20 protein-coding genes and 1 pseudogene are annotated in these 22,694 nt (G+C 66.3%); 10 read left to right on the top strand and 11 right to left on the bottom strand.

Features of this window, described 5'->3' with window-relative positions; genetic code table 11:
• Positions 1-575 precede the first annotated feature (575 nt).
• The 3 genes from CUT44_RS14515 to CUT44_RS14510 all read left to right on the top strand — a co-directional run bounded on the left by CUT44_RS14515 (position 576) and on the right by CUT44_RS14510 (position 1,858).
• A complete protein-coding gene (locus CUT44_RS14515) occupies positions 576-800 on the top strand; it encodes a cold-shock protein (RefSeq protein WP_100201793.1) in 225 nt (74 codons plus the stop codon).
• Positions 801-1,016: 216 nt separating this feature from the next.
• Entirely contained in the window at positions 1,017-1,157 is a 141-nt protein-coding gene (locus CUT44_RS33130) for a hypothetical protein (protein ID WP_158239595.1), read from the top strand.
• A gap of 263 nt (positions 1,158-1,420) precedes the next feature.
• Positions 1,421-1,858, top strand: a complete 438-nt coding sequence (locus CUT44_RS14510) for a DUF4259 domain-containing protein (RefSeq protein WP_100201792.1) — start codon at positions 1,421-1,423, stop codon at positions 1,856-1,858.
• 97 nt (positions 1,859-1,955) lie between these two features.
• On the opposite strand, the gene CUT44_RS14505 is transcribed toward CUT44_RS14510, so the two are convergent.
• Positions 1,956-2,435: a pyridoxamine 5'-phosphate oxidase family protein gene (locus CUT44_RS14505; protein ID WP_100201791.1), complete on the bottom strand. Its 480-nt coding sequence runs from the start codon at positions 2,433-2,435 to the stop codon at positions 1,956-1,958.
• A gap of 135 nt (positions 2,436-2,570) precedes the next feature.
• A complete protein-coding gene (locus CUT44_RS14500) occupies positions 2,571-3,029 on the bottom strand; it encodes a PaaI family thioesterase (protein WP_100201790.1) in 459 nt (152 codons plus the stop codon).
• A 488-nt stretch (positions 3,030-3,517) separates the two neighbouring features.
• Here CUT44_RS14500 and CUT44_RS14495 point away from each other — a divergent pair, with 488 nt between their 5' ends.
• Together CUT44_RS14495 and CUT44_RS14490 are read left to right on the top strand one after the other, a co-directional pair.
• The gene (locus CUT44_RS14495; RefSeq protein ID WP_100201789.1) at positions 3,518-4,012 is read left to right on the top strand and encodes an SRPBCC family protein; all 495 of its coding nucleotides are present in this window, start codon (positions 3,518-3,520) and stop codon (positions 4,010-4,012) included.
• Between the two features lie 50 nt (positions 4,013-4,062).
• Positions 4,063-4,497, top strand: a complete 435-nt coding sequence (locus tag CUT44_RS14490) for a DUF6234 family protein (RefSeq protein ID WP_146252202.1) — start codon at positions 4,063-4,065, stop codon at positions 4,495-4,497.
• Between the two features lie 7 nt (positions 4,498-4,504).
• Here the strand turns inward: CUT44_RS14490 and CUT44_RS14485 are convergent, their stop codons facing one another.
• From CUT44_RS14485 to CUT44_RS14465, 5 genes are all read right to left on the bottom strand, one after another.
• Entirely contained in the window at positions 4,505-5,386 is an 882-nt protein-coding gene (locus tag CUT44_RS14485) for a helix-turn-helix domain-containing protein (protein ID WP_100201787.1), read from the bottom strand.
• An 85-nt stretch (positions 5,387-5,471) separates the two neighbouring features.
• Complete coding sequence (locus CUT44_RS33125; protein ID WP_100201786.1) at positions 5,472-6,119, bottom strand: hypothetical protein; 648 nt, start codon at positions 6,117-6,119, stop codon at positions 5,472-5,474.
• A complete protein-coding gene (locus CUT44_RS33120) occupies positions 6,116-6,616 on the bottom strand; it encodes a hypothetical protein (protein WP_158239594.1) in 501 nt (166 codons plus the stop codon). The genes CUT44_RS33125 and CUT44_RS33120 overlap by 4 nt, the downstream gene beginning before the upstream one ends.
• Positions 6,613-6,921: a hypothetical protein gene (locus CUT44_RS14470; RefSeq protein WP_146252200.1), complete on the bottom strand. Its 309-nt coding sequence runs from the start codon at positions 6,919-6,921 to the stop codon at positions 6,613-6,615. Before CUT44_RS14470 ends, CUT44_RS33120 begins: the two co-directional genes overlap by 4 nt.
• 181 nt (positions 6,922-7,102) lie before the next feature.
• Entirely contained in the window at positions 7,103-8,299 is a 1,197-nt protein-coding gene (locus CUT44_RS14465) for a helix-turn-helix domain-containing protein (protein ID WP_233221343.1), read from the bottom strand.
• A 136-nt stretch (positions 8,300-8,435) separates the two neighbouring features.
• Between CUT44_RS14465 and CUT44_RS14460 the strand changes: the two genes are divergently transcribed.
• Positions 8,436-9,158 carry an HAD family hydrolase gene (locus CUT44_RS14460; RefSeq protein WP_100201783.1) on the top strand — a complete coding sequence of 241 codons (723 nt, stop codon included), beginning with the start codon at positions 8,436-8,438 and terminating at the stop codon, positions 9,156-9,158.
• A gap of 231 nt (positions 9,159-9,389) precedes the next feature.
• On the opposite strand, the gene CUT44_RS35050 is transcribed toward CUT44_RS14460, so the two are convergent.
• The 3 genes and pseudogenes from CUT44_RS35050 to CUT44_RS35045 form a co-directional block, all read right to left on the bottom strand.
• A protein-coding gene (locus CUT44_RS35050; protein ID WP_456300517.1) for an IS630 family transposase occupies positions 9,390-10,459 on the bottom strand; the annotation gives its coding sequence in 2 pieces (ribosomal slippage) (positions 9,390-10,012 and positions 10,012-10,459; 1,071 coding nt in all).
• A gap of 85 nt (positions 10,460-10,544) precedes the next feature.
• On the bottom strand, positions 10,545-11,762 hold the full coding sequence (locus CUT44_RS14445) for a DNA cytosine methyltransferase (RefSeq protein ID WP_158239593.1): 1,218 nt from the start codon (positions 11,760-11,762) through the stop codon (positions 10,545-10,547).
• A gap of 392 nt (positions 11,763-12,154) precedes the next feature.
• Positions 12,155-12,514 (bottom strand): annotated as a pseudogene (locus CUT44_RS35045) (winged helix-turn-helix domain-containing protein); the annotation flags it as partial.
• A gap of 90 nt (positions 12,515-12,604) precedes the next feature.
• Between CUT44_RS35045 and CUT44_RS32755 the strand changes: the two are divergent.
• The 4 genes from CUT44_RS32755 (at position 12,605) to CUT44_RS14415 (ending at position 21,917) form a co-directional block, all read left to right on the top strand.
• Positions 12,605-14,437 carry a hypothetical protein gene (locus CUT44_RS32755; RefSeq protein WP_146252199.1) on the top strand — a complete coding sequence of 611 codons (1,833 nt, stop codon included), beginning with the start codon at positions 12,605-12,607 and terminating at the stop codon, positions 14,435-14,437.
• On the top strand, positions 14,437-15,870 hold the full coding sequence (locus CUT44_RS14425) for a hypothetical protein (RefSeq protein ID WP_146252198.1): 1,434 nt from the start codon (positions 14,437-14,439) through the stop codon (positions 15,868-15,870). Before CUT44_RS32755 ends, CUT44_RS14425 begins: the two co-directional genes overlap by 1 nt.
• A complete protein-coding gene (locus tag CUT44_RS14420) occupies positions 15,867-20,930 on the top strand; it encodes an FtsK/SpoIIIE domain-containing protein (RefSeq protein ID WP_100201777.1) in 5,064 nt (1,687 codons plus the stop codon). Before CUT44_RS14425 ends, CUT44_RS14420 begins: the two co-directional genes overlap by 4 nt.
• Before the next feature lie 237 nt (positions 20,931-21,167).
• A complete protein-coding gene (locus CUT44_RS14415; RefSeq protein WP_100201776.1) occupies positions 21,168-21,917 on the top strand; it encodes a transposase family protein in 750 nt (249 codons plus the stop codon).
• 59 nt (positions 21,918-21,976) lie between these two features.
• Here CUT44_RS14415 and CUT44_RS14410 read toward each other — a convergent pair.
• A partial coding sequence (locus CUT44_RS14410) for an XdhC family protein (RefSeq protein ID WP_199185710.1) occupies positions 21,977-22,694 on the bottom strand: 718 nt, incomplete at its 5' end.

The raw sequence follows: 22,694 nt of genomic DNA, 5'->3' as shown, positions 1-22,694 counted from the left end.
TGGTGCCGTACGGCACCAAGGCCCCGAGGGATTTGTAACACCATCGACCGGCTACTGCGACGCCGGCCTTCTGCTTCCGCACCGGCCCCCGGCGGGGGGCGGAGAGTGCGGGGATCGCGGATGCGTGACCGTGGGACCACCTTCCGTTCCGGGGCCTGCGGTACCCGGGCGAACCGTTCTCACCCGGGCGATCCTGATGGCGTCCTCCTCCTTCTCTCTTCCTTCTGACAAACCTCTTGGTACTGCGGATCCTGCGTACTGCCGGCGGCCCTGTCTTAAGGCCACCAGGCCCGGCGATCAGCGGGGGGACCCCAAAACCTGCTCCGGCCCCGCCACTCCACCGCCGTGCCACAACCTCGTGTACCGCATGCGGGCAGTTCGTCTCTGCCACGCCTCACTCACTTCCTGGCTACAGCAAACACACTAGCCCTGCTGCGGAAGCATGTCTACATCAGCCACTGCAGGTTTCAGTCCATGCGAGTGAAAGGTTCCGCGCCGGTACCCGTCTGCCGCAGCCGTCCGCCTCCGGCCGGGGCACCGGGTCACCCGCCCGGCCGAGCCGTAGGGTTCCCCGCATGGTGACTGCGACTGTCCGCGAGTGGCACGACGAGGAGGGGTGGGGCGTGCTCGACTGCCCCGAGACCCCCGGCGGATGCTGGGGCCACTTCTCCGACATCAGGATGGCCGGATTCCGCACGCTCTCCCCCGGACAGCACGTGGACCTCGTCTGGGAGGCCCCCGGCTTCCAGCAGGACGGATACGACTACCGCGCGGTGAGCATCACGCCCCGGCCCGCCTGACCTCCGCCGCCGTCGCCGGCGGTGACGCGCGCCGGCGGCCGGACCGGCCCGGGCACCGCCCACCGCCGCGCGCCCGGTGAACGGGCCGCCGGCCGTCTCCGGAGATCTCCGCACGCACCGGCCTCATGCACCGGCCGCATGCACCGACCGCATGGATCGCGCGAGAACTGTGCATTTGTGCCATGTTCCCCGGTCGCCTTGAATGCCGGGAGCGGTGTGCGGGGCGCCGGAACCGGCCGCGCCGTCCCCTTCCCCGGCCTCGCCCTGGTCTGGAACCCGTGGCTCTACGACAACCACCTCCGGACCTGGCTGCGCACCGTCCTCACCGAGGCCGCCGCCACCCTGCCCTCGCACTGACGGCGCGGGCCGCTACGGCCGGACGGATGCCACCGCCATGCCCGGCCCCGGCACACCTGGCGTCCCACCATCCCGGCCACCTCGTACGACTCCAGCTACAAGAAGCCCCCCTGCACAAACAGCGGTGTGCCGGAGACGAGCCTGCCGAGATGTCCGGCCGCGCCGGCTCCGCCCTCCCCCGGAAGCATGTCCTGCTTTCCCCATGACAGCCACTGTCAGTGGCCGCTGCGACGATCGCCGCACGTCAACACGAGGAGAACACCATGGGAGCCTGGGACGTCGGTCCTTTCGAGAACGACATGGCCGCGGACTTCGCCCACACCCTGGACGAGACGGCCCCGGACAAGCGCGAGAGCCTCGTGCGCTCGACGCTCGGCCGAGCCGTCCAGGCCCGCGACTACCTCGAGAGCTCGGAGGGCGAGAAGGCTGTCGCAGCCGCCGCGCTCGTCGCGGCGCAGTGCCCGGGCGGTGAGGCGATCAGCACCGGCTACGGGCCCAAGCAGGCCCTTCCCGCTTTCGCCGGCGATCTCCGGCCGCTCGCCGTCGAAGCCCTCGACCGGGTGGTCGCCGAGGATTCCGAACTCGCCGAACTCTGGGACGAGGCGCACAGCAGCCCGAAGTGGCAGCAGGGCATCGGCCGCCTTCGCGCCGTCCTCGCACCTGAGTCCGGCCCCCGGGAAGAAGCACCGTCCGGCGTTTGACCGGCAACCCGGTACTACGGACCACGGGACTTGAGCGGACCCCGATCCCGCGGAGAAGACCGGCCGCGTCCCGGCGCCGTGCCGGGCGCCGGAGCGCCTACGGCCGGACGGTCCCGTGGTCCGCGTCGAAGGTGTCGCCGGTCAGTTTCGTCTTGGCGAAGCTGATCAGCGAGGAGATCTTGCCGCCGGGGGTGTCCCAGTATTCGGCGCGCTCCACGTCGACGCGGATGAGTACCGCGTCCGGGTTGTCGGGGCCGCCGGGCAGCCACGCCTCGGCGAAGGTGTTCCACAGCTCCTTGAGCTTGGCCTGGTCGCGGACGAGCTCCGCGCGCCCGGTCATCGCCACCCAGGAGTCCCGGGAGGAGAAGGTCAGCGACACCCGCGGGTCCGTCCCGAGCTCGCGGACGTGGCGGGTGTCCTGGGCGGTGATGAACCACAGTTCGGCGCTCGGCTCGACCTCCTGGCGGGCCATGGGGAAGCTGTGCGGCCCTTCCAGCCCGAAGGTGGTCATCATCGCGATGGGCATGTCCCGCATCAGCTCGACCAGCTTCTTCTGCTCGTTCTGCTCCTCGGACATGGGGCCTCCGTACGTCGTGGGGTGGCTGGGCCGGGCCCTTCCCGCAGTACCCGGTCCGGCGTCCCCGACACGGCCCGGACGGCGCCCGCGGGTGGCGCCCCCGGAGCGCAGTCCGGGGCAGTACGCCGGAGGGGGTCACCGCCCGGGGCGCTCGCCCACCCGGATCAGCGTCTGCTGGCCCGACACGACGAGCGACCGTTCGCCGTCCCGGACGGCGAACACCTCCAGGCGGCACACGGTCAGCGTCCGCCCGGCCCGCAGGACCGTCCCCACCGCCTCGACGTGGTCGCCCACGGCCGGCGCCAGGAGGTTGATCTTGTACTCCACCGAGAGCACCGAGGTGCCCTCGGGGAAGAGTGTGAGCGCCGCGCAGCCGCCCGCGCTGTCCGCGACCGCGCTGGTCGCCCCCGCGTGGAAGTAGCCGTGCTGCTGGGTCACTTCGGGACGGCCCGGGAGCACGATGTGCGCGCTCCCCGGCCCGATGTGCGTCAGGCGGGCGCCGAGGTGGCGCATCAGCCCCTGGCGTTCGAAGTCGGCCCTGACGCGCGCCCGCACCTCGGGGCTCGCCTGCTCCTGCCGCGTCCGGTCCTCCACGTGCCCTCCTTGAGCGGTCCTCCCCGGGTGTCCCACGGGAAGGAACCCGCCGGGAGCGGTCATCATGACACCGCCGCCCCGGGCGCCCGCGGGGGGCCACCGCGGGCGGTACGGGCGCCGCCCACGCCGTCGGCGCACGGCGGACCGCCGCCGTGGAGCGGCAGAAGCCCGGACCGGGGCCGGGGAGAGCGGTGAGAGGGGGGCGGAGTCGGAGCCTTTTCGCGGCCCCGGGGCCCGCAGGCCCGGGGACCGCTCAGCGGCCACCCCCCTTGGCCACCGCGTCCCCCACCGGGGGCGCCGAACCGGCCGGCAGCGGACGGAAAGCCAGCACCCGCCACCGACAACGCCGCCGGACCGCCGTAGGACCCCGCCGTCCGGATGGACACCGCCGCGGGCCGCGCCGGGCAGGGCCCGTACCGCCGCCCCGGCCGGTACCGTGTCGCACGTCCCCGCACACACCCGCACGTCCCCGCACGGGAGGACACGGCATGACCCCCGCCCCCACCGGACGGCTCGTCCCCACCCCGGCCGGCCACGACCTGATCCTCACCCGCACCTACCGCGCCCCCGTCGCCGACGTGTGGGCGAGCGTCACCGAACCGGAGCGCACCGCCCGCTGGTTCGGCCCGTGGCGCGGCGAGGCGGGCCCCGGGCGCACCGTCGAGGTGCAGATGGTGTTCGAGGAGGAGGCGCCCTGGTCCCCGCTGCGGATCGACGCCTGCGAGCCGCCGCACCGGCTCGCCGTCTCGGCGGAGGACGAGGCCGGCCCCTGGCGCCTGGAGCTGCTGCTGTCCGAGGCCGGCGACGGCACCACCGAGCTGCGCCTGGTCCAGCACCTGGCCGACACGGACGGGATCGGCGAGATCGGCCCGGGCTGGGAGTACTACCTGGACATGCTCACCGCCGCCCGCACCGGCGGCCCCCGCCCCGACTTCGGCGACTACTACCCGGCGCAGAAGGCGTACTTCGACGCCCTGCCCTGAGCCCCGGCCCGCGCTCCTCCCCCGCAGTCCCCCGGTGCAGGCTGGTGGACATGACACCCCCCGACGGCCCCCTCCGCCCCACCGGTTCTGCCGACCGCACCGACCGCGCCGCCGGGCGGACGCGCCGGATCGCCGACGCGTCCGCCGCCTCCGCCCTGGTCGCCCTGGAACTGCTCGCCCTGGACGCGGTCCTCGACCTGTGGTTCCCCGCCCGCCTGACCCTCGGCCCGGTCGCACCGCCCCCACCCCACCCCCTCTGGGGCTACCTCGCCATCACGGGAGCACTGTGCGCGCTGCTGGTGTGGACGGCGCGGGCCGCCCGCCGCCGGGGCGCCCGGGTGACCGCGTGGACGCAGGGCCTCATGGCCGTCGCGACGGCGGTGCTGCTCATGTGCGGGACGTCGGAGTCGTTCCACGGCTACGCCACGATGCCCCCGCCGGACGGGTGCGGCACCTCGCCGTCCGTACCGCGGTGCGGCGGCTGACCTCCCCTCACGCCCCCGCGCCCGCCTCCGCCGCCCGCTTCCCGACGAGCGCCGACGACTCGTCCGGGCTGAGGGCCTGGGCGCGCAGGGCGGCGTAGCGCTGCTCCAGCGCACGCACCTCCGCCCGCCGGACGGTGACCCGCTCGCCGTCCCCGGTGCGGGCCACCGGCAGCCGTCCGTCGGCGGGTTCCAGCAGGACGAAGGCGCCGCCCTCGGCCCCGGCGTGGTCGGCGGCGCCGGTCGGCATCACCTGCACCTCCACGTGTCGCAGCCGCCCCAGTTCCGCCAGGTGCGCGAGCTGCGCCCGCAGCACCGCCGGGCCGCCGTAGGGGCGGTGCAGGACGGCTTCGTCCAGCACGCAGGTGACCAGCGGCGCGGGCCGCCGCCCCAGCACCCGTTCGGCGCGCTCGGCCAGCGCCGCCGTACGCCGCTCGACGGTCTCCTCGTCCAGCAGCGGGCGGGCGGCGCGCAGCACCGCCCGGTGGTAGTCGGGGGTGCGCAGCAGCTCGGGGACGGTGGCGGGGGCGTACGCGTGCCAGGCGGCCAACCACTCCGGTTCGCCGGGGACGCCGGCCAGCCCGGCGGCGCGGGCCTGCTCGACGAGGTCGGTCGCGCAGGTCAGCAGCCCGCCCGCGTCCAGGACGCTGTCGGCGGCGGCCAGGAACTCCGGCTGGGGCGGGCGCCGCCCCAGCTCGACGGCGGCGACCATGGACGGGCTGTAGCCGATCGCCGGGCCCAGCTCCGCCCGTTCCAGACCGGTCCGGCGGCGCAGGATCTTGATCTGCCGCCCGACGCAGCGCAGCACCTCCCGCGCCCCGACCTGCCCGCGCACGGGCGTCGGCGGTACGGACTCGGACGCCTCGGGCGTCCCCGGCGGTGTGTCGTTCATGTGCGGTTCCTTGCGTGCGAGAAGTGGGCCCCGTACGCCCGCGACGGGGGCGCGGGCGGACGGGGCGGTCTGCGGTCGTCGCCCGTCAGGGCAGGGGCAGGGCGGCCGGGGTGCAGCCGTGCAGGGTGCGGGTGAGCTGCCCGGCGACCACCCACGGGGCCTCGGGCCGGCCGTGGAGGACGACCTCCTTCCCGCCCCGGTACAGCCGCCCGCCGCGCGAGTGCCACAGGCGGCCGTACACCCCCTCGACGGCGGAGTGCCGCACCCGTACCGCCACCCACCCCTCCTTCAGCAGGTGGGGGCAGCGGTTCACGGACTGCCGGGCGCAGGGCAGGCACAGCGGCGGGTGGGTGGTGACGGCCCGTTCGGGCCAGCCGTCCCACGCCCCGCGGTCGTCCTCGATCACCCACAGCACCCCGTCGGCGGTACGGCTCGCGGGGCGGGCGCAGATCTGGCACAGCAGCCGGAGCATCGCGCGCCGCTGCCGGGCCGGGTGGATCCGCCCGAACTCGGGGCGGCCCCGGCCCGGGGCCTGCTCCGTCCGGGACCACAGCACGCCGTGCCGGTCGCGGTCCTGCGGCACCTCGCCGACGTAGGCCAGGCCGTACGGGCCGGCGACCACGTCCGGCGAGACGCAGCGCTCGCCCGACCAGGCCACCACGTACGGCACGGTCTCCCCCCGCGCGTTCCCGCGGGCGTCCCGGGCGTCCCCTCCCGCGTTTCCCCCGCTCACCGCAGCACCTCCCCGGCCTCCGCGAGCGCCAGGGCGTACGCGGACGCCACGTCCCCGCCCCGCGCCGGCTCCCGCCCGGCGGGCCCCACCAGCCAGCCGCGCCCGCCCAGCCGGTACGGCTCCACGACGCACGCGGGCGGCAGCAGCACCGGCGTCCCCGGCGGCAGTACGGCGTCCCCCTCGGCCGTCCCCTCCGCCACGACGAAGTCCGCGCCGTCCGGCCCCACGAGCACCGGCCCGAGCGGCACCCCGGCCACCCGCAGCCACCGCACCGTCTCGGGCCCCAGCCCGACGGGCACCCGCACCACGTCGAACCCGCCCCCGGCCGGCACCTCCGCCGGCCCACCGCGCGCCCACGCCCCCAGCACCTCCCAGGCCCGCCCACTCCCGGCGAGCCACCGGGCGCCTCTCCCCACGGGTGGATATCCACCGGCCACCTCGGCGACGGCCGCCCGCCGTACCCGCTCCCCTGCCGTACGCCAGACCAGACCGTTCACCGTGCGGCCTTCCCTCGCGGCCCCAGCGTCTCCTCGATCGCTGCGCGCAGGGCGTCCACATCGGTGTGCAGAGGCCCGTGAGTAGGCGAGGTCAGCCAGTAGATTCCCGGCTCAGCTTCCTTGCCAGCAGGCGGGACGACCACATACGAGGCGGTGCTGAGGGGAGTGGTGTGCTGCACCTCCCAGCCCTGGGTGCTCCGAGGCGGAACCAGGAAGTACAGGGCGCGTTCGTGAGGATCGACGACGACAGCACCGTGCGGTCCTTTCAGCCGCTCCAGAGCTTCGAGGCCGATCCATCGGGACACCTTGACGGCATCCCATTCGACCCCGGCAGGAGCCAACTTCAGACCGCCCGCTGTCTCAATGCCGCCAGCTTCCATGGTCAAAACCGCTTCCCATCCGTTGTTCTCGTCTGGTGTGCGGCGACCGTATGGGCGAATCGGCGGGCCTACCCGAACTGAGAGTTCGGGTAACCACAGGCTCGGGTCACAGCAGGCTCATTCGCTGTGCCAGTGCGGCGGCCTGGCGGCGGTACGTCGGCCGTACCCGGCGCACCAGGTTGGTGACCATCTCCCGGGCCAGCGGGCTGCGTACCAGGTCCTCTGGCGCCAGTTCCTCAAGAGACAGCAGATGGACCAGCACTGCGGCGTCCTCACGGCGCAGGTCGTAGCAGCGGGCCACTTCCAGACCAAAGGTGAACTGGCGCTCACGTGACGGCAGATGGGAGGTGTCGATCTGATCGGCAACACGCAGGGCCTCTGATGCCTCGCCTGCAAGCATGCCCAGACTCATCGCGTGGAGTTCCACGTTGGTCGGCCCGAAGACCGTCCACTGCACGTTGCCGTCCCCCACCTGTTCTGCGAGCGGTCTGGCGCGCTGCTCCAGCCGTTTCCGAGCTTCCGACCACCGGCAAGTTCTCGCGGAGGACAGGACGGCCACCAACTCCAGCGCGCCTCGTACTGCGGTGGCTTCGGGGGATTGCGGAACGCATTGAAGCCCCTCCACCGCGAGCAAGGCCACTGCCCCGGCCTCCTGCGCCTGCTCCTCCCCCTGGGACAGCAGCACATGTCCGAGGTTCCACTGGGCAGTTGCGATCCTCACCGGGTCGTCGGCATCCTCGGCAGCCCGGCGTGCGCGGTCGGCGGCCACCAGAGACAGGTCCAGGCGTCCGGTTCGTCGGCAGTACGACCGCAGCAGCCCGTACAAATCCGCAGCGGTACGGAACACCTCACGTCGTCCACCGGTATCGGTACCAGTCCGGTGGGCACAGATGGCGTGCTCGGTATCGCTGATCAGCGAAGGCAAAAGCTTCTCCGCTTCGGTGAACCGCGCGGGAGACTCCTGCCAGATCCGCCATACCGCCTCCACCCGTTCACGCAGGGCGGTCGGCGTAGCGGGCTCGGTCCCGCGCGGGACACCACGGCCCATGAGCGCCCTGACGACACTGGACGCCGTGGTGGTGGAAGCCTCAGTTGTGCTCGGGGCGGGGTCTTCGCCGAGCAGGGAAGCGACCGGCACGTTCAACTCTGCGGCGATGCGAGTCAGGACATCGGCCGAGGGAACCTTCAGGCCACGCTCGATCTGGGACAGGTACGCCTCGGTGATACCGGCCAGACCGGCGACTGCGACCTGCGTTCGCCCACGCCTGGTGCGGTGGTACCTGATCCGCTCACCGATGGGCAAACATGGAGAATTCACACTATTCCCCTTCTTCCTGGGGCAGGTTGAGGGTTCAGCGTAGGGCGACAGGCACAAGATGGCACCCTGAGTACACATACGTGTGAAAGTAGTTACGGGATCCGATAGGCGGGAGACGACGATGGTGCTGGTGCTGTGGGACATCGACCACACGCTCATCGACACGCGAGGGGTCGGCCGTGAGCTGTCGGCCGAAGCCTTCCACCGGACCACCGGCCTCCAGATGCGGCAACAGGCGAAGGTCGACGGCATCACCGAAGCGGTCATCTTCCGCGAGACCGCCAAGCTCCACGGCCTGACCACCGACCGGGCCGACTTCGAGCGCTTCGCCCGGGAACTCGTCGCCGCCCACCAGCGCCGGATCGCAGACCTCCGCGAGCGTGGCTGCGCTCTGCCGGGGGCAGCGGCGGCACTCGACGCCCTGGCAGCTCAGCCGGACGTACGGCAGAGCGTGCTCACCGGCAACGTTCGAGGCGTCGCCGAAATCAAGCTCCAGACGTTCGGCCTCGACCAGCACATCGGCTGGGAGGCCGGCGCCTACGGTGAGGACGACGACGTACGCAGCGAACTGGTCCGCATCGCCCTGGAACGCGCCACACTCACCCCGGCCGACGCCGTCCTCATCGGCGACACCCCCGCCGATGTCGAGGCCAGCCACGACAGCGGCGTAAGAATCATCGCCGTCGCATCCGGCCACAGCAACGAGGCCGACCTGCAAGCCGCCGGCGCCGATGTCGTCCTACCCGACCTCCAGAACACCGACCTACTCCTCAAGTTGGTACTCCACAGCACCACCCCGGAGCACAGTCGACCCTCAACATCGATCAACCGGCTGGTTGAGTAACAATCTTCACGGGCTCAAGGCGGCTCGCTCTGCTCACCATGCGGCCCGGCCTCCGGCTTTACCAGCACCCAGTCGCGCACTCACAGCGATCAGCTGTCTGAAGTCGGAGAGGAGGTGTGCCGCGGCTGCCCCCTGATGATGCTCACCCCTATGGAGCGGGCCACCAGCAAGGTATTCACCTAACTCAAATACTCTCGGATGGAACTACTGAACTTGAATTCGTGATGTCGGTCAGTCGTTGAGTGTCAAGCCGGTGCCGGCGAGGCAGCCGTCAACCACGTCGGGCCGGTACTGGATCTGCTTGAGCTTGAGCTTGCGCTTGACGGCTCGGGTGACCTGGGAGAGATCGGCGGCCGCGAGGTTGCCGATCTCTCGTTTGACCAGCGACCAGATGCCCTCCTGCGGGTTGAGATCGGGTGCGTAGGTGGGCAGCTGGAAGACGGTCAGCCAGTCGGCGTTCTTCTCGATGAACTCCCGCATGCCGCGGGTGAGGTGCAGGCGGACGTTGTCCCAGACCAGCACGATCGGGCCGCCGAGCTGGATGCGGGCCCGCACCAGGAGGCGGCAGAAGTCCTTCCAGCCGAAGCCCTTCGGCTCGTCCTTGCGGCCTCGGTACTCCCGCAGCCCGTAGATCAGCCGCGACCTGGTGCCGGGTTTGAAGCAGCACATGCCCATCATGGACAGGCGGCCACTTCCCCGGCTGCGGACCCTGACCACCGGCGTGCGGCCGATCCTGCCCCAGGTCCGGGCCCGGGGCGGTGTCATCGACTGCCCGGCCTCGTCCTCGAAGGCGATCCACGCACCCCGGGCCGCCGCCTGTCTTTTACCTGTGGCCAGACCTCCTTCTTCCACAGCTCGACCGCGTCATCGTCCCGCTCGATCGCCCGCCGGGCGGGCTGCTGCCACGACCAGCCGTGCCGCTTCAGCAGCAGCCACGTGCCCTCGATGGTGTACGAGACGTGGAACAGCCGGCCGATCAGCGCCTTGATCCTGGCCAGAGTCCACCGCTGATCCGGCCACCCGTGCGCGAGCGGACCACGCTCCAGCTCCCGCTCCAGGCGCTCCATCTGGGCCGGCCCCAGCCTCGGCCGGCCCGGCGACCCCTTCGAGCGGACCCCGCCCTCGCCTCGCTCGCGCCAGGACTTGCGCCAGCGCTCCACCGACCGCTCCGACACCCGCAGTGCGGTGGCGATCTCCTTGCTCTTCTCCCCACGCTCGAAGCGTTCCACGGCCTGAAGCCGGACACGCTCCCGCGCGGCCCTCCCGGCGTCGGTCAGCCCGCCGCCCTGCGCGTATCTCACCCACCCAGATCTATCGGACCCGACCCCCAGCCGTCAGGCCGATGGTCCGACATCACCCAATCAAGTTCAGTAGCCCTTTGCAGGCTTAGCAGGCGAGGTCGACAGTAGACGCAGCGAAGTCGTCCTCAAGCGATGGGGGGGCGTCGCCCTTTGCCTGTAGAACCTCAGCGTCGAAAAGATTGGAGGTCAGCGCCTCGGTCAGAGGCGGAGGCACGGCGTTTCCGATGATGACCTGAACCTCAGTGCGAGTCAGCTCATAGCGAGGCTTGGCCCTCTCGTCAACGAACTTGAAATAATCCGGAAAACCCTGGATGCGCGCGGCTTCATGGGCGGTCAGGCACCGGGGAACGCCAGGATGGACAAACCGCCCACGACCCATCGTCGCGAAACCACTGGTAATAGTCTGAGCTGGACGGTCCCACCACAAACGGCCGTACATTGAGGTGTAATTATGCTTTCCCTGATGACATTCGGGGCGCTCTTCGTTCGGAAGATTATATTCGTCATTCTCAAAGAGATACTTCATGCGCCGCTGGTTATCCGCACTGGGTACAGCAGCTTCATCAAAGAAGGACTTCGGCCGCACCTCAAGCAGGTCACCAATTGCCCAACGCAGGTCACGGGGTATGACGTTGTGGTCTTCGATCTGCAGCAGATCAGCAGCCGAAAAACCAAAAGGGAGCGCGTCTTCGCGAACGGCCAGCAGTATATGGCGCTTACGTGTTTGGGCGACCCCGAGCTTGAGTAGGTCGATACGACTGGTGGCGACATCGTACCCAAGCTTCTTCAGGTGAACGACAGCGCGGGAGACCACCTGCTGCTTGTCATTTACGACGGACAACACGTTCTCGATGACGACTGCACGGGGGCGCAGAACCTCCACGGCACGAGCCATACGCAGGTACAGTCGGTTCTTGGGGTCGTTACGGCGAGTGTGGTTGTTGAGATTGCTGTGCCCCTGACATGGGGGCCCTCCGACCAAGAGCCCCACCTCACCCACCATGGAGAGAGTCTCGGCCTCTTGAGCGGTCAACGAGGCGCCGAGATCACCGTCGAAGTAGGACTCGACGGCCCCCTTATGAACGTTAGCCTTAGGAAAGTTAGCCTTGAAGACCTTGGTGGGAGCTGCCTCAAAGTCGACTGCGAGACGAACATCGAGCGAGACGTCGCACTTGTGTGCCGCCTGGGCAATACCGAGAGTGAGGCCACCACAGCCAGCGAAGAGGTCCACAACTCGCAGGGAGACGACACCCTCCTCAAACTTCGGCCGCCGCTTGGCCCGCAAGGGGTGCTGCTCACCCACGTGTGACCCCCCATCTGCGCTTGCTTGTAGAACCGGCGGGAACGAGCGGTCATCGTACTCGATCAAGGGTGAGCGCGCGCGGTAGACCGATACCTACTGACTTTCAGAGCATGATGTCATCATGGTGGCTGGGGTCGGAGGCCGGTACCGGTGAGGCAGCCGTTGAGGACATCGCGGCGGTACCGAAGAGTGGTGTAGGCCCCGCCGGACAGTGGTCGATCAGGTTGTGCGGGTCGGCGAAAACGCAGTTGGCCGTGGTGATACGTCGCAGCACCTACCAGGTGCCCTTGGCCGGGGTGAGAGGGCTCTTGATCAACGGGCCGTCACGTGGGTGTTCAAGATGTCCCAGAGCAGCACGATCAGGTCGCCGAGTCACTGGTGCACGGTTTGGGTCAGGTTGCGGTAGTACCCTCCGGGAGAAGCTCTTGCATCCGTCGGGGCAGAACCGGTAGATCAACTGGGAGCGTTTGCCGGTTTTGTAGCGGGTCGAAACGGCGACGGATAACCTGCGGGGGAGCGACCTCGCACGTGCACGACGGGAGTGTGGTCGTGGCGAGACCGGGTGCGGGCGGTTGGCGGCGTCGTCGAAAAATCGGTCTCGTCGTCGAAGACGAGCCAGGTATTGAGCGCCGCCACGGTTCTTCCACGCTGAGCCAAATCTCCTTCACCCAGCCGACCGCCACCTCGTCGCGCTCCACTGCTCGGCGGGCCGGCACCTGGTAGCTCCAGCCGTGCCGCTTGAGTAACGCGGCAACCCCTTGGGTCGAATTTAACCTACCAGCAGGAGCGCTGGCAGCTAGACTTTTGCAGCGCCCCCGGCTCGCTCGACGAAGGACAGCAGCATGCCACTAGAGGTCAACAAACACGTCCAACGGATACGTCGCTACCAGCCGTTCGATGTCGACACCTCGGAGATGATCTACGAACAGGCAGACCGGACGCAGTCACTGTTCCCCGTCTCAACGCTGGACTACCTGCTGAGGGCCATAGAGGAATCGACCACGAAAACCATCGTCCTCACCGGAGACGCTGGGCATGGCAAGACGAGTCTGTGTGCCAGCCTCCTGGCCAAGCTGTGGGTCGACAGCGAGACGGTATCGTCAGATGTTCGAAAAAAGGCTGTTTTCAAAAAATTGACCGAGGCTGGCGACGCCAGCCGCTCCCTCGGCCAGACCCGTAGCAAGCGTCCACTGTACATCCTGAGGGATCTCAGCGAACTCAATGCGCAGGCGGGCGCCCGCAAGCTCGTGGAGCTACTCGACCCTCCAGACAATGGCGTCGCGATTATCTGCGCAAACGAGGGCCAGCTACGTAAATGTGTCGCTGAAGACGACAACCTCGACAACGGCGGCACAGGACGCGCCAAGATTCTGGTGAAGACCCTCACGGAGGGCATTGCTCGCGGGCGGGTCAGCAACCCTGATGACACAGTCATTGTCATCAACCTCAATTACCAGTCCGTAGCGGCTGAAGGTCCCAATGGTGGCTTCGTCCCTTGGGTGCTGAGGCAGTGGACGACTCCGAAATGGTCGCGGTGGAAGCCTTGTGAAACCTGTGATGCACAGGAAATCTGCCCAATTCTGGCCAATCGCAACGAGTTGAACGATGCAACCCACGGGCCTCAGCGCCGGGCCGCAATCCGGGACCTCTTCGCCGCAGCCGAGCGCACCGGAGCCGTAGTTACAACCCGCCAAGCGCTTACAGTGACCAGCTACATGCTTACAGGCGGCCTGTCTTGTGAAAACGTTCATGCCAAGTACCAGTGGTCGCGCTCGAACAGGTTGTGGCAGGCACCTCACCTGTACCATCAGGCGCTTTTCGGTGACCGGTTGACCCAGCAACAACGTCATCGGGTTCCCGCCTTTTTCGCACTGCGCAAGCTAGACCCGGGAAAGGTATCTCGTCGCCAGGTTGACGACCGTCTTGACCCGGACACAGTCAGCCGTTTCCCTCCTGAGGACCCCAAAAGTTACCTGCAGAAGGCCCGTACGATCCGGGACGCACAGAAACAGGCCGAACAGCTGCGGGGCTTGTATACGTTCCTGCGACGTGCTGACTTCTTCAACAGCATTGACAACAAGGACCGGTTCGCCCGCATGGGCCTGCAGGCCGGCGACGACTTCGTCAGTGTCCAGAACAAGAATGGTGACCCAGCAGACACCACAGTGCGAGACCGCTTCCTCAAGGGCCTGGAAGCCGTCCAGGGTATCCACCGAGCTGGGAGCAACCCTGACTTCCTCGTGCTTGACCCGGCCTTCTTCGCCCATCGCGCCCGCGCAGCCGTGATCTCTCGGCGAGTATCCAGCAAGGGCGTTGAGGTAGTCGACCAGGTCACCCAGTGGCAGAAGGAAGGCCGCACGGGCGACATCCCGGAGATGCAGAAAGCTGTCGAGTGGCTCAACCGCTTGATCTACATCCGTATCCCAGCCGTCGCCCCTGATCAGGCCGCAGTCTCGGTTGAGGTGGATCTTCTGCGCTTCGAGTTGTTGACGCGGTGGGCCGCAGGCCTGCGTAGCGAGGTTCAGCATGAGGCCGAGATCCGCGGACTGAGCGGATCCCTGGCAGAGCTGGCTGACTCGTCGAACAAGGACGACGAGATTCAGGTACTGGTGGGCAACGTCATGAGAAAGCTTATGATCGACGTCGGCGACAAGATCAGGTCGGTGCGGGTGTAGTGGCTGATCGTTCCAAGGCAGAGGTCGTCCGTCGTCTCTTCGGGGTGAATCTTGAACAGCAAGGACGCGGATTTTACGTCGCGCTTGAGATGCTCGCGATCGCCCGCGGCGTCTACCTGGCACATCAGGAAAACCCACAGAAGTATGCAGGTCTTCTGGACGACGGAGACAGGGTTGCATACAAGAGAACCTCACACGACCTGGCTCGGCGGATCGCAACCAAATCCTCCATCGCCGAAGGCGACGAAGAACTCGGTAAAGCGGTCGAGCTGGACTCTCCCGAAACATTGGAGACACTCCATGCCCTGTTCTCGTCCCTGTTGGTCGATATCCCAGGGCGCCGCCGTCAGCCCAGCTGGTTCGGGGCGCACATCTATCCGTTCGTCGGCGAGCTCATCCACTACGACGCAGTCGACCGAAAGCTCCATCAACGCGGTACCTCCCCTAAGAAGCGCGAGCAGGCCAGCAAACTAACTGCCAGGATCAAGGCTCCGAGCATCGAGCGCTATCTTTTCCGCGATGGTGGGGGCTGGGCCTACAAAGCCCTGCGCAGCGACACTAATCCTGACCGCAAGGCAGCTACCCAACAGGGCCTTGGCGATCTCGTCCAAGACAGCGGCACCCCGCTGGGCAACCTCGCCAAAGCCCTTAGCGCCCACGACTTCGACTACGACGAAGAGCCATACGAAGACGATTCAGAAAGAGACATTGATCTGTATGAGGACCTCAGTCCGTGGCCTGCCCTCCTGAGGAATGGGGTTTTTAACATCGTTGCCCGGGCTACGACGCCCAGAGCCAAGCGCACCGAGAACCTCATGCATTGGGTCCCCTATTGCCTGGCCCGCCACCAACTTCACCTCGCGCGCAGGAGGCTGGGTTTCATCGATGGTGAGTCGATTCTTTTGGACTTCGGAAATGAGGCGAATCCGCTGCGCAGCGAATCACAGAACAGTCTCGCCAGCTTCCGCAACGACATCGCCAACGCGATCAACATCCAGGCCCAGGAAATGATCAACAAATCCGAAGGTGACGAGGCTAAGAAGCGCCGATACGAGCGATTCATCAAGGCGAACGGTAAGGCGGTCGCATCGCCCCAGGCATTCTTCAGCGAGACCCTCGCCGCTGTAGGAGCCCTGAACGCAACAGCCGGGCGCCGACACTTCACTATGAAGCCCTCGATGCTTGAAGCACTGGTATCCGCCACCATCCCGCAGGGCACGGAAATGGAATTCGACCAGTTCTGTGCGCTGCTGTACAGAGATTACGGCCTAGTAGCGGAAAACAAGGTCGCGGCTGAGGGTCCGTTGGCCCATGAAATCGACTCGTCGATACTTGTCCACAACGGCAAGGCGTTCCGAGAGAAGCTGACCGCTATCAATCTACTCACTCAGTATTCAGACGCAACCAGCATGGTTCGAGGGGAGCCACGGTGACCGACAGCAGCATCCGAGCGCTCGGCCGGTTCGTCGCCAATGAAGCACTGCGGAAGGTCACTGAGACCAGCGGGACCCGTGTCGGCCTGCGCGTCAGCGGGTTCGATCAGCCGACTGTGGCCGAGGCCCTCCGTCGCACAGCTCAGAGGCTTTCGGAGTCACCGGAGCTTCAGGTTGTCGTCAAGGTCGGTACCTCAGAGCAGATCAACGGCGTGCCTGATGAGTTCCTGCTGGACCGGGGGGACCAGCTGACCAAGTGGCGGAATTCTGTGCAGGGCATGGCGGTGTTGCTGTTCGAGTGGGGGCGGACTCCGGACGCACAGGGCCTAGCGGCCATGAACGCCCTTGACGATGCCACAATCCTGGGCGTCCGGCATGACAACTCCGGCGAGCACGGATTCAGCAGGTTCATGGCAGAGGTATGGCGGGAGGTGGGTGGCAGCGGCACCATTCCGGCTCTGATGGCTGGCTCTATGCCAGAGATCTGGCGCGCAGTCACCGATGAAGATCCCCGGTCCTTGCATCGTTGGGCAGCCTTCCTGGTCGAGACGGCACAGAAGGTCGTAGCAGCTCGGGTCCACACGTCTGACACCGTCCGTACCGCGATTTCTGCAGCCTTGCCCGCTCTTGGTCTATTCCCGGACCGAAACCTTTTCGTCAAGCCTGCTGCGCTGCCTGCCCGAATCAAGAAGAACGTCTGCGTCAGTGCCTTCAAACAGCCCGCCGGCAAGGAGATCACCGCGGAAGATCTGATAGACCGCATCGCCACGGCTGAGTTCAGCGAGGAGTCCCTGGCTCACATCGGAGCGGAGCCAGAGACTGTTAAAACCCGCATGCGCAACCTCGTACTCAACCTCAACCGCAGTGGGACGATCCTGCAGGATCGTCGTCAGCTGCGCTGTGAGCAGGATCTGACCCTCTGGCTTGAGGTCTTTGAGCAGAAGTCCAAAAAGATCGGCCTTGGGCAGCAGATCCGGCAAGAGATCGAGAAGAAGGCCTCAGACCGGGTCGACGACTTCGACTCCATGATGATCGAAGAGGCACTTAACCGCGGAGACCAGGAATCCGCACAGCGCTTCCTTGACGAGGCTCCCATTGGTTGCGCTGAATCGCTGGCCGACCTGCTGTCCAAGCGCTCGCGTCGCAAAGTTGAGAAGCTTGCCTTCCCGGACTCTCAGTTCGTCCAAGACCCGCTGCGTGCCCTGCTGCGCGAGCTGACCTACTTCTCCGACGAAGAGGAAGGCTCCGTCGTGGTCGGGCTTGAAGGAAACCAGGAAGCCGGGCAATGGAGTCGCTGGCTGTTTGCTTTCCTGTACGCACGCACCCTGCGTGACATCCAGGAATCAACCGGGCTTCGCCTGACTCTGGAGGTGAAAGACTGCCTGCTGAACGTAACGAAACCAGCCCTGCTGGAGGCCCAAGAAACCCACGAGCCGTTCGACCTGAACACTGAGTGGGCTCCTTTGCGCATCCTGGTCGAGATGGATGGCGTCGCCCAGCGACGTTTTCGCTGGGACCCCCTGGGAATCCCCGGGCAGATATCCTTGGCAGCCCTCATCAACAGCAGCTGGAGGAACCCCCCTGGCCATGCCAGTGATCTGACTTTCGACACCTTCCTTGAGAAGTTCAGCGACCCCCGACAATGGCAGGTCGACGAGCCTGCACCTATCAGCGAAACTAATTTTGCTGGCCAGCTGGAACACCTCAAGAGGAAGCACTTTGAGAGGTTCTCCGAAGGGCTTGATGCCGGGAAAGTTAACGATTACGTACGCGAGTGGGAAGAAATTCTCCGCGAAGCTCGCACCACCCTGATTCCCGACAACTCCCCGGACGCAGACCTTAAGGCCGTCGTCCTGACCGACGTCGTCGGGCTGGCCGATCACCGCATGATGATGCTGGCCACCCATCCACTGAAGCTGCGATGGCTGGCACGGAACTACACAGAGATCGCTCGCAGCATTAAGACCGCCCTGGACAGAGAGGGAGGCCTGAGCCTCAATCAGGAGAACGAGGATCTCTTTTTCGACGCTATCGATCGCATCTCCCCACACGGAACACCGGCAGTCCTCGTCGGACCGGGTGGCACGATCGCCATTCCGATGCGAGAATCGGCCGGACACGAAGAGTATGCCCCGGTCCGCCATGGCGGCAACGAGTCCAAGGAATGGCTCTCCAGTGTCGACGAGACCGCGATCGATGAGATGGTCCGCGTTATCACCGACTATCTGACGACTTACCCTCACAAGCTTGACGGCCTACGTGTACTGCTTCTGAACCGCAACGGCGACCCCGTCCTACCCATGCGCGTGGCCAAGCAAGTACGTGCCAAGAACTCTCGTCTAAAGGTTGACTTGGTCGTGCTGGCTCCCCAGACCACCCACCACGAGATCATCCAGGGTTTCGACCTACAGTTCTCCGGCGCGGAGATGTCCGAGGACAGCTTCCTGCCCGACGTTCAACTCATCCTGCAGACATGGGATCCCGACCAGAAAGCAGACCTGTCAGGGCTGGAAGACACCCTGGAAGACACCATAGATCTCGCTCTAGCTCCAGCGCTGTTCGGTACTCAGACCAGTATCAAGGAGAGCACCAAGAAGGAATCCTTGTCGGGCCTTTTTAACCCCTGGAAGCATCCGGCCTCACACAACTTGGCTCAGACTAGTGAGAACGTCGTGAGAGCGCTGCTACCCGAAACCGCCGATGAGACTCTTGAGTCTTGGTCCACCTTGTGCGTGCGCTACGATCGCCGTTCTCCAGTCTCCCGGGAGAGTGTCGACAGCATCGACTACTTCGAAATGCAGGTGCAGTTCCACCAGCATCAGGAATTGTTCGCCAAGCTGCACCGCGTGGCCCACTGGGTCGTCACCCTCGATAGCTTCATCGGCCGTGAACAGATCGATGCCCTGCACAACCGCCCTGACGTCATTCTCGTCAAACCGAGTGTCGGAAAGAACGAGTCGTACACCCTCATTGTCAGCTCGCAGACCGGCCAACAGTTCGTCGTCCAGCGCCTGCAACGCCGCTTGGAGCAGATCGGTGTCGTCATCCCGCAGGACTCCGAAGGCACCGCCAAGCGGATTTACGAGGTCGGCCGCAACGTGGCTCCTGGCGCCGTTTTGCGCTCCCTCGGTATCGGCACCACGGTCAACGAAGTCGTCGGCCTGGTAGCCACTCGATTTGTCATCGATCAGCAGTTCCCCATCCCTCGGCAGGGCACGAGCCTGGTCACCTGGATTAGCTTTGACGAGCACCACCGTTGGTTCGGTCGCGGGCACAAAACCCGTGCCGATCTAGGGCGGTTCGTACTGACTATCCAAGACGATGGCATAGTTCGCCTGGATGTTCTGGTCGCCGAGTCCAAATTCCGCCAGACCTTCGACGTCGGCTCGGCCGAAGAGCAGCTGAATCGCACCACCGACCTGTGCAAGGATGCCTTCCGCTCAGGTGACGAGGCTCGCCACGACCGTCCTTTCTGGCTGGACGAGCTTGCCGCCGCGATCGCTCAGACCAGTGGGAACACCCTGCAGGCCTCAGAACTTCCAGCTCGCGCCATAGTAGGCAAAAGCGACCACCGTCAGGTCGAAGCGAAGATCCTTGATGCCCTGCGCTCCGCAGACGTTCAGCTTGGTCAAGTCTCCGGCGTTGCCGTGGCCATCTCAGCTGAGGACGACCAGCCAGCCCCCGAGATCAGAAAACTCGGCAAGCACACCCTGGTGAGGCTGAACAAACATGAGCTGCTGAATCTTATCGGCGCTCTGCGTGCCAACCAGGACCCCACCAATGCTGACCCCCTTGTCTCTTCGGGGGACCTCAGTGGGACAGAGAGGTTTCAAAACACTGTCGCAAAGCCTCCCTCAGCAAACGCTTCCACTGAAATTCCTGCTTCGGGCGAGCCGGCCGCATCTATTGAGGTCGTCGGAGGGACCGCTCCGGCGACTGTATCGGATCAGGTAGTTGCCCGTCGCATCGCAGCAAAGGAAGATTCTGTCACTCCAAGTGCTCATCGCGGTGGGATCGGCGAGGAGGAATTGAGGCTTCGATACCGTAAGGTTGTTGATGTCTTCGACCTTCACCGGGTCGTGGTTACCGCCCCCGAGATCGGCGCGTGGCAGGAAGGGCCAGGATTCTACATCTTCCGGTTCGTCCCTCATCCCGGCGTCACGGTGGAAAAACTGACCAATCGTCGCGACGAGATTTTTTTGGCCTTGGAATTGCCCTCCGGTTTCAGCATTCGTACTCGCAGCGACCGCGGCTCCGTGCTCTTCGAAATCCCTAAAATCGATGACGAGAAGTATGGTGTCGACGCTAAGGCATTGTGGCAGCAGTGCCCAGCTAACCCTGAGAGCCTCATTGCCCCCTTGGGCGCCGACATCGAAGGAAAACCGGTCGCCATCGACCTGTCCTCCGCGGACTCACCACACTTGCTGGTGGCGGGAACTACCGGATCAGGAAAATCCGTCGCCTTGGACACGATCCTTAAAGGTTTGATCCGGTACGACAAGAGCACCCTGAGACTCCGCCTCGTGGACCCGAAGGGCACCGAACTCGTCGATTTTGAGGACGACCCTCACCTTGACGGCATGATCGGCATGGACGCCGCCGATGCTATCGAGATCCTTGAGGAAACCGTCGAAGAGATGGCCGTGCGCTACAAGGACATGAAGGCGATTCGTGCACGCAAACTCGTCGAGTACAACGCCAAGGTCGACAAAGCGGAACGAAAGCCTTGGATCGTCATCGTCCTAGACGAGTATGCCGACCTTACTAGCGATCCAGAGGAGAAGAAGAAAATCGAGGCGCTGCTCAAGCGTCTGACGCAGAAAGCCCGCGCTGCGGGAATTCATGTCATCGCCGCCACGCAGCGCCCGAGCGCAGACGTTATCTCGACGACCATCCGCTCCAACTTCCCTGCCCAACTCGCCCTTCGGGTCAAGACCGCGACCGACAGCCGCATCATTCTGGACGAGACCGGAGCCGAAGCTCTAGCCGGACAGGGCGACGCCCTCCTGCATACGGCCAAGGGCACCATACGAGTGCAGGTAGCCTACGACGGGAGCTAAACAGGACCCGCCATGCTTCATCCATCGAAGACGCGCTTGCTTTGCCAGTCCACGAGTGGCAAAGCGCTTGATGCCGCAGTCCTAAACGACTGCCTTGCCTGGCTGGCCGAGCTGACTCAGTGAGCCTTTTCAGCGTGGCCACCGAACGGGTGACGAGGCCGCTGCCCGCAACGCACGAGGCTCCCGTGCCGTTGAGAGAGGTGTTCGACGTCTCAACTCATCAGCGCAGGAGCCTCGTTGGTTCCCTATCCTGCCGCACTCGACCTGCCTCACGCCCTGGTCGAGTGGGTAACCATGCTCATCGTCACCCGTGAGGGTGACCGCCGCTGCAAGCTCCCGCCCCACCAGCGTGCTCTCGTCACCCTGGTCTACCTCCGCCGGCACGACACGCTCGCGCAGATCGCCGCAGGCTTCGGCGTATCCGTCGGCACCGCCCACGCCTACGTCACCACCGTCGTCCGGCACCTGGCGGACAAGGCACCGGGACTGCTGAAAACCCTGCGGGAGACGGACCCCGAGTACGCGCTCCTGGACGGCACCCTCGCCGAGTGCGACCGGGTCGGCGACGGACGAGCCGACTACTCCTCCAAGCACAAGCGGCACGGCGTGAACGTGCAGGTCGTCACCGATCCCGCCGGAGAGATCCTCTGGCTGTCGCCGGCACTGCCGGGCCGGACCCACGACCTGACGGCCGCCCGCACCCACAAGATCATCCGAATCTGTGAACGCCAAGGAGTCCCGATCCTCGCCGACATGGCCTACCTCGGTGCAGGCGACTGGGTCACCACCGCAAAGCGCCGCCCGCCCAACGGCGAACTCACCCCCACCGAGCGGACGGTCAACCGAGCCCTGTCCGCCGCCCGGGCACCCGTCGAACGCGGAATCGCCCGCCTGAAGTCCTGGCGGATCTTCCGACGCGCCCGCTGCAGCCCCAACCTCATGGCCGTCATCACCAAAGCCGTCCTCACCGTGGAGAGGCAACGCTGAAAATGCTCAGTAGATCACTCGCGGAAAGCACGAGCACTGAGGCCGGAAGAGGGCTGTGGTCATGTGGGCTGCGGGATCGGGTGTAGCTCCTCGGGCGTCGGGGCCAGGCGATGGATCGGGCCCGTGGTGTGGGTGAGGGGACGGGCGGGGGCCTGGTGGGTGTGGGCGATGATCTCCGCGGTGATGGAGATCGCCGTCTCCTCGGGGGTGTGGGCACCGAGGTCGAGGCCGATCGGTGAGTGCAGCAAGGTGAGTTGGTCATCCGGGACGCCGGCCTCCCGCAGCAGTTCCAGGCGGCGGGCGTGGGTGCGGCGGGAGCCCATCGCGCCCACGTAGCCGACGGGCAGGCCCAGGGCCAGGCGCAGCAGGGGTACGTCGAACTTCGCGTCGTGGGTGAGGACGCAGATCGCGGTGCGGGCGTCCACCTCGGTGGCGGCCAGGTAGCGGTGCGGCCAGTCGGTGACGACCTCGTCCGCGTCCGGGAAGCGGGCCGGGGTGGCGAAGACGGGGCGGGCGTCGCAGACGGTGACGCGATAGCCGAGGAAGCGTCCGGCCCGGCTGAGGGCGGCGGTGAAGTCGACCGCGCCGAAGATCAGCAGGCGGGGCGGCGGGGCGTGGGTGTGGACCAGGAGCGTGAGGTTGTCGGGGCAGGGGGCGGTGGTGTCGGGGGCGTTGGGGGTGGCGGGGAGGTCGGTGCGGGCCGTGCGGGCCGTGCGGCCGACGCGTAGGAGGGCGCGGGTGCGGGCGGCTGCCGTCCGGTCCTGGCGTTCGTCGCCG

It is taken from the genome of Streptomyces carminius, from assembly GCF_002794255.1.
Classification (GTDB): Bacteria; Actinomycetota; Actinomycetes; order Streptomycetales; family Streptomycetaceae; genus Streptomyces; species Streptomyces carminius.
The sequence above is the reverse complement of the archived record's forward strand: the minus strand, read 5'-3'. Positions and strand labels throughout refer to the sequence as shown.

Bases quoted from the DNA above. Each gene is read 5' to 3' on its own strand.
- CUT44_RS14495 (WP_100201789.1), top strand. From the start codon at position 3,518: ATGACCCCCGCCCCCACCGGACGGCTCGTCCCCACCCCGGCCGGCCAC.
- CUT44_RS14460 (WP_100201783.1), top strand. From the start codon at position 8,436: ATGGTGCTGGTGCTGTGGGACATCGACCACACGCTCATCGACACGCGA.
- CUT44_RS14485 (WP_100201787.1), bottom strand. From the start codon at position 5,386: ATGAACGACACACCGCCGGGGACGCCCGAGGCGTCCGAGTCCGTACCG.
- CUT44_RS14490 (WP_146252202.1), top strand. From the start codon at position 4,063: ATGACACCCCCCGACGGCCCCCTCCGCCCCACCGGTTCTGCCGACCGC.
- CUT44_RS14505 (WP_100201791.1), bottom strand. From the start codon at position 2,435: ATGTCCGAGGAGCAGAACGAGCAGAAGAAGCTGGTCGAGCTGATGCGG.
- CUT44_RS32755 (WP_146252199.1), top strand. From the start codon at position 12,605: ATGCCACTAGAGGTCAACAAACACGTCCAACGGATACGTCGCTACCAG.
- CUT44_RS14515 (WP_100201793.1), top strand. From the start codon at position 576: ATGGTGACTGCGACTGTCCGCGAGTGGCACGACGAGGAGGGGTGGGGC.
- CUT44_RS14510 (WP_100201792.1), top strand. From the start codon at position 1,421: ATGGGAGCCTGGGACGTCGGTCCTTTCGAGAACGACATGGCCGCGGAC.